At 66.8% G+C, this 10428-nt stretch carries 10 protein-coding genes and 1 pseudogene; 7 read left to right on the top strand and 4 right to left on the bottom strand.

The window, feature by feature from the left end; all coding sequences use genetic code 11:
- Positions 1 to 191 (top strand): annotated as a pseudogene (locus tag AC5RWD_RS22710) (DUF3618 domain-containing protein); the annotation flags it as partial.
- 132 nt (positions 192 to 323) lie between these two features.
- Here the strand turns inward: AC5RWD_RS22710 and AC5RWD_RS22705 are convergent.
- From AC5RWD_RS22705 to AC5RWD_RS22695, 3 genes are read right to left on the bottom strand one after another with little or no spacing between them, the layout of a single operon-like run.
- Positions 324 to 647: a hypothetical protein gene (locus AC5RWD_RS22705; protein WP_494022186.1), complete on the bottom strand. Its 324-nt coding sequence runs from the start codon at positions 645 to 647 to the stop codon at positions 324 to 326.
- Positions 644 to 958 carry an FAD-dependent oxidoreductase gene (locus AC5RWD_RS22700; RefSeq protein WP_494022185.1) on the bottom strand — a complete coding sequence of 105 codons (315 nt, stop codon included), beginning with the start codon at positions 956 to 958 and terminating at the stop codon, positions 644 to 646. Before AC5RWD_RS22700 ends, AC5RWD_RS22705 begins: the two co-directional genes overlap by 4 nt.
- A 5-nt stretch (positions 959 to 963) precedes the next feature.
- A complete protein-coding gene (locus tag AC5RWD_RS22695) occupies positions 964 to 1173 on the bottom strand; it encodes a hypervirulence associated TUDOR domain-containing protein (protein ID WP_494022184.1) in 210 nt (69 codons plus the stop codon).
- 289 nt (positions 1174 to 1462) lie between these two features.
- Here AC5RWD_RS22695 and AC5RWD_RS22690 point away from each other — a divergent pair, with 289 nt between their 5' ends.
- From AC5RWD_RS22690 to AC5RWD_RS22665, 6 genes are all read left to right on the top strand, one after another.
- On the top strand, positions 1463 to 2896 hold the full coding sequence (locus AC5RWD_RS22690) for a flotillin family protein (RefSeq protein ID WP_494022183.1): 1434 nt from the start codon (positions 1463 to 1465) through the stop codon (positions 2894 to 2896).
- Between the two features lie 12 nt (positions 2897 to 2908).
- The gene (locus AC5RWD_RS22685) at positions 2909 to 3157 is read left to right on the top strand and encodes an NfeD C-terminal domain-containing protein (RefSeq protein ID WP_494022182.1); all 249 of its coding nucleotides are present in this window, start codon (positions 2909 to 2911) and stop codon (positions 3155 to 3157) included.
- 80 nt (positions 3158 to 3237) lie between these two features.
- The gene (locus tag AC5RWD_RS22680) at positions 3238 to 4392 is read left to right on the top strand and encodes a glycosyltransferase family 4 protein (protein WP_494022181.1); all 1155 of its coding nucleotides are present in this window, start codon (positions 3238 to 3240) and stop codon (positions 4390 to 4392) included.
- Complete coding sequence (locus AC5RWD_RS22675) at positions 4389 to 5771, top strand: UDP-glucose dehydrogenase family protein (RefSeq protein ID WP_494022180.1); 1383 nt, start codon at positions 4389 to 4391, stop codon at positions 5769 to 5771. Before AC5RWD_RS22680 ends, AC5RWD_RS22675 begins: the two co-directional genes overlap by 4 nt.
- 254 nt (positions 5772 to 6025) lie before the next feature.
- Positions 6026 to 8173 carry a putative bifunctional diguanylate cyclase/phosphodiesterase gene (locus AC5RWD_RS22670; protein ID WP_494022187.1) on the top strand — a complete coding sequence of 716 codons (2148 nt, stop codon included), beginning with the start codon at positions 6026 to 6028 and terminating at the stop codon, positions 8171 to 8173.
- A 279-nt stretch (positions 8174 to 8452) separates the two neighbouring features.
- Positions 8453 to 9241 (top strand): hypothetical protein, encoded by a 789-nt coding sequence (locus AC5RWD_RS22665; RefSeq protein ID WP_494022179.1) that lies wholly within the window; start codon positions 8453 to 8455, stop codon positions 9239 to 9241.
- Between the two features lie 19 nt (positions 9242 to 9260).
- On the opposite strand, the gene AC5RWD_RS22660 is transcribed toward AC5RWD_RS22665, so the two are convergent.
- Positions 9261 to 10115, bottom strand: coding sequence for an SDR family NAD(P)-dependent oxidoreductase (locus tag AC5RWD_RS22660; protein WP_494022178.1), 855 nt, complete (start codon positions 10113 to 10115; stop codon positions 9261 to 9263).
- Between the last annotated feature and the right edge of the window lie 313 nt (positions 10116 to 10428).

The following is a 10428-nucleotide window of genomic DNA, read 5'->3' as shown; positions in this document are numbered from 1 at the left end:
TGACCAGCCAGCTCACCGAGGCCGCCAAGGACATGGCCCAGGGCTGGAAGGAACCCGCCCAGGAAGCCATGGAAAACGTCAAGGCCACCGCCACCGACGCCGCTCAGCACGTCAAGGACGAAGGCCAAACCGCCGCCCAGGACGTCAAAGCAACCGCCACGGACGCCAAAGACCACGTCCAAAACACCTGACAGTCAGAGCACCAGACGGTCAAAGAACGACGACGGCCGGCCCGCTTTGCGGGCCGGCCGTTCTTGTGTGGTCAGCCGTCTGCGTGGTCAGGCGGAGGCCGGGTAGCCGGAGACAGGCAGCCGCCGCGGCTTTCAGGCCCGGCCCTTCAAAATCAGGTTCCAGTAGATACCCGGGAAAAGGTCGCGTTCGAGAACCCAGGTGGAATGCCGCTCCTTGGCGACGTGGACCCTCGGAATTGAGGGCATCGGCCGGTATTGGTCGTCGAACTCAGCGAACACCACGGTGGACCGGGACACGGTAAAGGGGAAGGCGGAGTAGCCGTTGTACTTGGTCCTGGGCTCTTCTCCCCGAAGGACGGCTTTGAGGTTCTTCGCCAGCACCGTGGTCTGCTTCCGAAGGGCGGCACCGGCCTTCGAGTTCCTGGTGCCCGCGGCGCTGTCCGGGATCCAGGTCACGCCTTGGGCATGACAGACTCCTGTGGTCTCAGCGCTTCGGCGGCGTCGGCGGTGCCGCCGCCGATGTGCGAGAACAGCGGCTGGAAGAGGTGCCTGCCGCTTGGCTCCACCACCGCGACGTCGCCGACACCGTATCGCCGCAGCCGCGCCGCCAGCGAGATCCCGGCGTTACCGCCGCCTATCACCACCACTTCGTGACGGCGGCGGCGGTTGCGTGCAGGTCCGGAAGCTTCGCCGGCCGGGGACGCGCTCCCCGGCGTCGGCGGGACGGGCGGGGTGCTGGTGCGGGGAAGGCTGGATTCCGGTGCCACCTGAGCTAGCTTTCCTTCTCGGTCAGGGCCGCGGCCTTGTGGGCGGCCCTGGCCCCGGTCTTTGCAGACTCCACCACGTACTGGGGTTCGTCGTCACTGGCCCTGTGGGTGTGGCCGTCGAGCTCGAAGTCGCTGGTTTTCTTTTCCACGATCTTGCCGTGGGTCTTTCCCTGCGGCGTGTTCCATTCCACTTCGGTGCCCTTGGTCAATGCCATGGGTGCTCCTCTATTGGGATCCGGCCATCACCGCCGACACTACAGCGGGCGGCAACAACCGGCCAGAGCCGGGACCTGACTCGGATGGCCCTGAGAGTCTGCTCTCCGAAAGCGGCGGAATTGCTGGACTATGCCCCGGCGCACCACCACACTGTCTATTACAGCTGGCAATCCGGCGCCTTGGGGATTTCCGGCACCGCAATTCCCGTGCTTTATCCGGCAGGTTTTCCTGCCGGATAAATGACGGACTTCGCATTTGGCCTTCGAATTGCACTGAGAGGACACCGCCATGGAGAACCTGGCAGCCATCCTGCCCCTGATTATCATTGTTGTCTCGGTGCTCCTGGGCATTCTGGTTATCTGGCTGGCCGTCAAGCTGATGTGGAAAGTGGCCGAACCTAATGAGGCCCTCATAATTTCCGGTTTGACGCGCGGAACCCTGGAAAGCACCGACGGTATGGACTTCAAGATCGTTACCGGCAAAGGCGCCCTGGTGGTTCCCGGCCTGCAGACGGTCCGGACCTTGTCCCTCACGCTGAACGAGACGGAACTAAAGGTTTCCTGCGTCACGTCCCAGGGCATCCAGGTTGTGGTGGAGGGCGTCGTCATTTACAAAATCGGGGATGCGCCTGCATTTATCGCCAATGCCGCCCGGAGGTTTCTCGGGCAGCAGCCGAAAATGCAAAGCCAGGTGTACAACGTCTTCGAGGGCCACCTCCGTTCCATTATCGGCAGCATGACGGTTGAGGAAATTATCCGCGAGCGTGACAAGCTGGCGTCCCAGGTCCGGGGTGCCAGCGGCGTGGAAATGGAAAAGCTCGGCTTGGTGGTGGATTCCCTGCAGATCAAGGACCTCCAGGACCCCACCGGCTACATCCAGAACATCGCCAAACCGCACATCGCCCAGGTCAAGATGGAAGCCCGCATTGCCGAAGCCACACGGAACCGCGAGGCGGCGGAGCGGGAAGCCGAGGCCGCCGCCCAGATCGCCGATGCGCAGAGCGTCTCCGCCATCAAACAGTCGGCCGCGCAGGCCAACGCAGAGCGCGCACGGGCGAATGCGGCACAGGCCGGCCCGCTGGCAGATGCCACTGCCCGCCAGCAGGTGGTGGTCCAGGAAACCGAGGTGGCCAAGCTCGAGGCGGACCGCGAGGAACAGAAGCTGCAGACCACCATCCGCAAGCCGGCCGACGCCAAGGCCTACGCACAGCGCACCGAGGCGGAGGCCCAGAAGGCGGCGGACATCAGCGCAGCCGAAGCGAGGGCCAAGCGGACGGAACTCGAGGCGCAGGCCAATGCCCGCCGGGTGGAAGTTGAGGCGCAGGCCAGCGCAAGCGCAGCTGCGGCGATGGCCGGAGCCACCCGGGTGACCGGCGAGGCCGAGGCGGCAGCCACGAAGGCGCGCGGCGATGCAGCGGCGTCCGCCACCAAGGCCAAAGCGCTGGCGGAGGCTGAGGGCATCAAGGCCCGCGGCGAGGCCCTCGAAAGCAACCAGGACGCCGTCATTTCCCAGCAGCTGGCGGAAAACATGCCCGCCATCGTGGCGGCGGCGGCCGAGCCGTTCGGACATGTCGATCAGCTCACCGTGCTAAACGGCGCTGACGGACTCAACAGCATGGTGGGCGGGATCATCACCCAGGCCGGCTCGTTCCTGCCGCGGCTCTCGACTGCCCTGAAGAACGGCCAGAACCATGCGACGCCGCCCAGGCAGCCCAGCTCCTAGGACGGCGTCAACATGGTGCACAGAAACGTTGACCGGAGCCTCACCGGGAAGATCGGCCGGGTAACCGGGCGGATCGGACCCGGCACCGTAGGCGAGGTGATGCTCCCGTACCGGGGCGGCATTAGCGCATTCCACGCCTACCCGTTCGACAAGGTCAGTGTCTTTCCGGTGGGTGACCACGTGTTGGTCATCTACCTCGACCCGCCGCAGACCGTTTTTGTGGACGAGTTGCCGGACGTTCTCCGCCACGAGGATCGCTAGCCCCGCCTGTTAACCCAACCTTCCCTTCCCGGTTACGCCTGCTCCCCCGCACGGTTAGACGCCGGGAACACCGTTGAGGGGTGAGGATCGCTATCGTTGCCGAATCATTCCTGCCGCTGATGAACGGAGTCACGCACTCCATCCTGCGGGTGCTTGAGCATCTGCAGGAGCGGGGCGATGAGGTACTGGTGATTGCGCCGTCGACGTCGGACGCTGATGTTCTGGACGTTGTGCATGGTGCGTTTGTACACCGGCTGCCCTCCGTTCCGCTGGCGGGTTACACGAACGTGCGGGTGGCGCTGGGAGGTGTGTACCGGGTCAAGAGAATCCTTGCCGACTACGCACCGGACGTGGTCCACCTGGCGTCGCCGTTCGTGCTCGGCTGGCGGGCGGCGCAGGCCGCGCACCAGCTGGGGATCCCCACCGTGGCCATCTACCAGACCGAGGTTCCCAGCTACGCTGCCCGGTACGGGGTGCCGTTCCTGGAGAACTGGGCCTGGAACCGGGTGGACAACATTCATCTCCTGGCGTCCCGGACGCTGGTGCCGTCCACTTTCGCGCTGAACCAGTTGCGCGGCCGCGGGATTCTGCGGGTGGGCATGTGGCGGCGCGGTGTGGATACCGCGCGTTTTGCACCAGGAAAGCGCGACGACGGGTGGCGGGCTTCCGTGGCGCCGGGCGGTGAGCGGATCATCGGCTACGTCGGCCGGCTGGCCGTGGAGAAGCAGGTGGAGGACCTTGCCGTGCTGGCGGACGTTCCCGGCACCCGCCTGGTGATTGTGGGCGACGGTCCGCAGCGGGCGGCGCTGGAGGAGGCCCTTCCCAGCGCCGTATTCACCGGCTTCCTCGGCGGTGAGGAGCTGGCCCGGGCCGTGGCGTCGTTCGATCTCTTCGTCCATCCCGGGGAGTTCGAGACCTTCTGCCAGACCATCCAGGAGGCCATGGCATCCGGCGTGCCGGTGGTGGCCACCGGCCGCGGCGGGCCCCTGGACCTGGTGGAGAATTCGCGCACCGGCTGGCTCTACGCGCCCGGCGATCTGGCCGGCCTCCGCGGACACGTAATGGACCTGATGGGCGACGACGCCAAGCGCCGTGCGTTCGCGGCGGCGGCTTACGCCTCGGTACAGGGCCGAACGTGGCCCGCCCTCTGCGCAGAACTGGTGCGGCATTACCGCTCGGTGATAGCGGAACAGCCGATCACCGGCATCGAAACGAAACGAGGAGTGTCCCTGTGAAGATTTCCGTGATCGGTTGCGGCTACCTGGGCGCGGTGCATGCGGCCACGCTCGCGTCGATGGGCCACACGGTGGTGGGGATCGACGTCGATCCCGCACGCGTCGAGCAGCTGGCCGGCGGCCGGGCCCCCTTCTACGAACCGGGACTGGACGAGCTCCTCAGCGACGGCCGGGCCACCGGCCGCCTGCGCTTTTCCACTGACTTTGCCGACGCCGCCGGGGCGCAGGTTCACTTCCTCTGCGTAGGCACGCCGCAGTCCAAGACGTCCGACGGCGCCGACCTCAGCTACCTGCTCTCCGCAACCAAAAGTCTCCTTCCGCACCTGGGCCGCGGTGCCGCCGTCGTCGGTAAGTCAACCGTGCCTGTGGGCACCGTTGACAGGCTGGGGCGCATGCTCGCCGGGCGGCCGGATGTGCTGCTGGGCTGGAACCCGGAGTTCCTGCGGCAGGGCACGGCGGTGAAGGACACCCTGGTGCCGGACCGGCTGGTGTACGGGGTGGGCGGCGGCAAGGAAGGCGCGTTCGGGCGCCGCAGCGACGGCATGCAGGGACCGGCGCGGGGCGTGACCGCCGTGCTGGACGCGGTGTATGAACCGCTGCTGCGCGCCGGCATCCCGCGGCTCGTGTGCAATTTCGCAACGGCGGAACTGATCAAATCGGCGTCGAACGCGTACCTGGCGACGAAGGTCAGCTTCATCAACGCGATGTCGGAACTGTGCGACGCCGCCGGCGCCGACGTCACCGAACTGAGCGAGGCGATGGGCATGGATCCGCGCATCGGCAACCGGTATCTGCATGCTGGGCTGGGGTTCGGCGGCGGTTGCCTGCCCAAGGACATCCGCAGCTTCCGGGCCCAGGCTCAGGCGCTGGAGGTCCGGTCCGTGGACGACTGGATGGGCGTGGTGGACGCCATCAACCTCGGCCAGCGTGCCCGGACCGCGGACGTTGCCCGGGAGCTCTGCGGCGGCTCGATCGCCGGCAGGACCGTGACCGTGCTGGGCGCGGCGTTCAAGCCGGACACGGACGACATCCGCGACTCCCCCGCCCTTGACGTCGCGCTCCGGCTCGCCTCGGCGGGTGCGCACGTCACGGTGACGGATCCGAAGGCCATCAACAACTCGTGGATGCGCTATCCGCAGCTGCGGTTCGAGGCCTCTGCCACGAGGGCGCTTGAGGGCGCTGAGCTGGTGCTGCTGCTGACCGAATGGGCCGAATACCGCGGCCTGTCTCCGGCCGCCGTCGGGCAGCTGGTTCGACGCCGGACGGTGCTGGACGCGCGGAATGTGCTGGACGCCGCGGCGTGGCAGGCGGAAGGCTGGACGGTGCGCGGACTCGGCACCCAGGCCGCCCCGCTGACCGAGCACGTCCCCGCCGGCTGAGCTGGCGCCCGCTGGCCGAGCAGGCGCTCGCGGGTTGAGCTTGCGCCCACTGGTTGAGCTTGCGCCCGCGGGTTGAGCTTGCGCCCGCTGGCCGAGCAGGCGCCCGCTGGTTGAGCTTGCGCCCACTGGTTGAGCTTGTCGAAACCAAGGCAACCGTCACAGATCAAGGGTCGAGTCCGCCGAAGCCAACCTCTATGATCGAGGTGAGGGGGTGGACGCTCAATGAGTTTCTCGCGGTCTCACGCAACGGCGGCATGACGGCGGCTTCCCCACGCCCTGAGAAGGATCCGGGCGGCAGTTCCACAGCCCTGTTCGACGCGCTGCCGGACGCAGTGCTGGTGGTGGACGGCGACGGGGTCATCGCCCAGGCCAATGCCGCCGCCGAGCGGCTCTTCGGCTACGGCAGGCTTCAGCTCGTGGGCCAGGACCACCGGATGCTCCTCGCCGAAGGCTACCGTAGCGGTTTCGACCGGCTCTTCGCCAGCCTGCGCAGCGGGTCCGGAGACGGTGCCGCTGCGCAGACCCCTTTCGAGTCCTACGGCCTGCGCAGTGATGGCACGGAGTTCCACGGCGAGGTGGCCTGCTCGCTGCTGGAGTCCGACGGCGGCCCAAGCCTGGTTGCCTCGATCCGGCCCACCTTTCACCGGCAGGAGGCCGACGCCGAGCTGCGGGAAGCGATGTCTCTGCTCAGCGCCACCCTGGAGTCCACGGCCGATGGAATCCTGGTAGTTGGCATCGACGGCAAGATCGCCGGCATCAACGAACAGTTCACCAGGATGTGGGGCATCCCGCGCGAACTGCTGGCCACGGGCGATGACGCGGCAGTGATGGAGCACGTGCTCGGTCTCCTCTCGCACCCGGAGAGCTTCGTGGACAAGGTCAACGAGCTTTACGCGCACCCCGCCGCGGAAAGCCACGACACCCTGGAATTCCGCGACGGCCGCACCTTCGAACGGTATTCACGGCCGCAGCGGGTGGGGAACGCCGTGGTGGGCAGGGTGTGGAGCTTCCGGGATGTGACGCCGCGGCGCCGGGCCCAGGAACAGGCCCGGCAGGCCATGGCGGATCTCGCCGAGCAGGCCGCGCAGCTCAAGGCCATGGCCTTCCAGGATCCGCTCACAGGGCTGGCGAACCGCAAGCTGTTCCATGACCAGTTGGCTGAAGCGCTGCACGGCAGCCACACTGCCGCCGTCGACGTCCTCCTCCTGGACCTCGATGACTTCAAGGAGGTCAACGACATCCTTGGCCACGCCGCCGGGGACCAGATGCTGGTTGAGGTGGCCCGGCGGCTGAGGGCATGCGTCCGGCCCGACGATACGGTGGCCCGGCTGGGCGGTGACGAGTTCGTCGTGCTCCTGACCGGGGCCACCGATGCCGAGACTGTCGCGGAGCGGATCGTGCAGTCGCTCAACGTCCCCGTGCGGATCGAGGGGTCCATGCTGCGGCCCAGCCTGAGCCTGGGGATCGCTTCGCTGGGCGACGACGCGGTGGCTGCATCGGAGCTGCTGCGGCGCGCGGATGTGGCAATGTATGCCGCCAAGGCCGCCGGCAAGAACCGGTTTATGCGGTTCAAGCCGGAGATGATGACGGCCCTGGTGCAGCGGACGGACATGGAAGCGGGTCTGCGGCTTGCCGTCGACAATGAGGAGATCAGCGTGAGCTACCAGCCGGTGGTGTCGTCGCGGCTGGGCGAGGTGATCCAGTTCGAGGCACTGGCCAGGTGGGAGCGGGACGGCAGGAATGTCCCGCCGTCGCAGTTCATTCCGACGGCGGAGCGCAGCGGGCTGATCTCGGCGATCGGTTTGCAGATGATGCGGGAAAGTTTCGTCCAGCTGGGGCCTTGGCTTTCCGGCAACGCCGGGCGCTCACTCGCCGTGAACGTGTCCGGCGTGCAGCTGCGGGACTGCGATTTCGCGAGCAGTGTGCTCGGCATGGCCGGCTCGCACGGCATGGATCCCCGGCAACTGGTGCTGGAAGTGACCGAGAGCGTGTTTTTCGATGACGACGACCACGTGATCGGCCAGCTTGCGAGCCTGCGCGGCGCCGGGGTCCGGGTTGCGCTCGACGACTTCGGCACCGGCTACTCCTCGCTGGGCCGGCTTCAGGACCTCCCGGTGGATGCAGTGAAGATCGACCAGTCCTTCGTCTCGATGGTCCGCACCGGGGCGGAGAAGCTGCCGATCCTCAGCTCCATGATCAACATGGCCCACAGCTTGGGTCTCGGCGTCACCGCGGAGGGCATCGAAACTGCCTCACAGGCGGCCTACCTGATAGACCTGCAGTGCGACGCGCTGCAGGGCTACCTGTTCTCGGTTCCCGAATCCGAGGCCGGGCTCGAGCAGGCCATCAGCCGTTCAGCCGCAGCCCTCGAGGCGCTTGAGGGCCTGCGCCTGCGCCGCTGACCCCAGCCCAAACTCTCCCGCACATCCCGCCGCCCAACGCCAAACCCTCCCTCACATCCCGCCGCCCAACGCCAAACCCTCCCGCAGGCACCTCAATCTGGGGGCCTTCCCTTGCAGACCCTCAAGGTTTCGCCAAGTCAGCGACGCCACGATTAGGCAGGAGAATCGCGTACCACCACAGACTGCGCTCTCTCCGGACTTGGCCGATCCAACTTGAACCTCTTGGGGGGACAAATGAAAGGGAAACAGTCGCGGGGGCGCGACGGGACGACACCAGCTGTGTCAGTCAAGCGGCTGAGCGGCAGGGCGGTGGCTGTACCGAGTCTGCTTCTGCTGCTCGCCGGGTCCGCCTGCGGAAACGGCCAGGGGGCCAACGCCAGCTTGGCTCCGGCGAAAGATGCAGCTCCGTCGACGGCCGCCGCACCTTCACCCAGCGCCAGCGCCATCGCGTCGACGCCGTGCGAAACTGAGGGACAGCAGACCACCCAGGCGGCCGACACCTTCATCTGCACGGAGGATGCCACGGGCGGCCTGGTCTGGCTCGAGGCATCGGCTTCCAAGGCAATAACGGACAAGCGCGCCGCCGATGTTGCAGCCAAGGCCGCCGCCAAGGCTGCAGCGGCCAAAGCGGCCGCGGAAAAGGCAGCAGCGAAAAAAGCGGCAGCAAAAGCCGCCGCCGAGAAGGCCGCCAAACTGGCGGCTCGACAGGCCGCCGCTAAGAAGGCGGCGGAGGCAGCTGCTGCTAAGAAGGCGGCGGAGGCAGCTGCTGCTAAGAAGGCGGCGGAGGCAGCACAACGTGCAGCCGAAGCCAAGGCAGCCCAGGAAGCTGCGGCAGCCAAAGCGGCGGCAGAACAGGCAGCCCAGCAGGCCCTCGTTCCTCCGCTCGCAGCGGCACCATCCGACTGCGATCCTAATTACTCCGGCGCCTGCGTACCGGTCGCCTCAGACGTGGATTGTGCTGGGGGCAGAGGTAACGGACCGGCCTATGTACAGGGGCCAGTGACCGTAACCGGATCGGACATCTACGGCTTGGACAGCAACAGTGACGGGGTAGGCTGCGAGGGCTGAGACCTTCGGCCGTCGTATGTCAGGCGTTGTCCCTTTCCACCTTGTCCGCGAGCTCGCAGGCTCCTACCAGCTCCAGGCTGCGGTCCCAGAACTTTCGCGCCAGCTCGGCGTCGTAAGCCTGCTTGTTGGCCTTCGCCAGCGCACGCTTGACGTAGAAAGCCCCTGGTACCCAGTCCCGTCCGGGCGTGGATGTGGCGAGCCACACGAGCGTGTCGGCGCCCTGCTCGGCCGAGAGCAGGAACCGGTTCAGCACGGTCTTGTAGGCATGCCGGAACCAGCTCGTGGACTCCGCGGCGAAGTTGGTGGCCACGACGCCAGGGTGGAAAGCCGCCGCCGCGATGCCGTCCTTACCGTAGCGGTTCTGCAGTTCCGCGGTGAACAGGATGTTTGCCAGCTTCGCGGTTCCGTACGCGCGGTTCGTTGAGTAGCTCCGCCCCGAGTTGAGATCTGTCAGGTCCAGGCGACCGAATCCGTTGGCAGCACTGGACGTGTTGATGATCCTTGCATCGCTTGCGGTGAGGGTGTCCATAAGCTCGGTGGTGAGCAGGAATGGTGCCAAATGGTTGACCTGGAATGTCTTCTCGTGGCCGTCCACAGTCAGTTCGTGGCCGCGCATGATCCCGCCGGCGTTGTTCACCAGGACGTCGATCCGCGGGTACCTTTCACGCAAGGCCGCAGCGAGCTCCCGCACTTGCCTCAGCTCTGCGAAATCGCAGACGAAAAAGTCGGCGCCCAGTTCCGCTCCGACCGCTGCGGTCTTCTCCGGGGAACGCCCGACGACGACGATCCGCTCCCCTGCCCGCGCCAGGTTCCGCGCGGCTGCTGCCCCGATGCCGTCGCTGGCGCCGGTAATGACGATCGTGCGCTGGGGCATGAGGTGTCCTTTGCTGTGGTTCGGGCGTTGAGCCGGAGACGGCTCCCCACAGACAACGGCGCCCGGCCGGCTAATGTTCCCGGGCGGACCCCGACGATTCAAACCCTTCCTCACATCCCGTCGCACCAACCCCCGACGCGTCCTGACAGCTGGCGGGGCCTGCAGGAGCGTTTGAGTAAAGCACGCAGGATCTGAGGAAGCGTCCGAGGAAAGCGTGCAGGATCTGAGGAAGCGTCCGAAGGGCGGCCGGCCCGGGGGCCCGGGGGCGGGTGTGAAGGAGTGGTTTAAATGCGGGAGAGCCCCAACCAGGAAC

Source organism: Arthrobacter sp. CMU6 (assembly GCF_059090205.1).
Note: the sequence above shows the minus strand (reverse complement) of the source record. Positions and strands in the feature narration are given on the sequence as shown.

Coding starts and splice junctions, on each gene's coding strand:
- AC5RWD_RS22685 (WP_494022182.1), top strand. CDS start 2,909: ATGGTGCACAGAAACGTTGACCGGAGCCTCACCGGGAAGATCGGCCGG.
- AC5RWD_RS22695 (WP_494022184.1), bottom strand. CDS start 1,173: ATGGCATTGACCAAGGGCACCGAAGTGGAATGGAACACGCCGCAGGGA.
- AC5RWD_RS22690 (WP_494022183.1), top strand. CDS start 1,463: ATGGAGAACCTGGCAGCCATCCTGCCCCTGATTATCATTGTTGTCTCG.
- AC5RWD_RS22660 (WP_494022178.1), bottom strand. CDS start 10,115: ATGCCCCAGCGCACGATCGTCATTACCGGCGCCAGCGACGGCATCGGG.
- AC5RWD_RS22670 (WP_494022187.1), top strand. CDS start 6,026: ATGACGGCGGCTTCCCCACGCCCTGAGAAGGATCCGGGCGGCAGTTCC.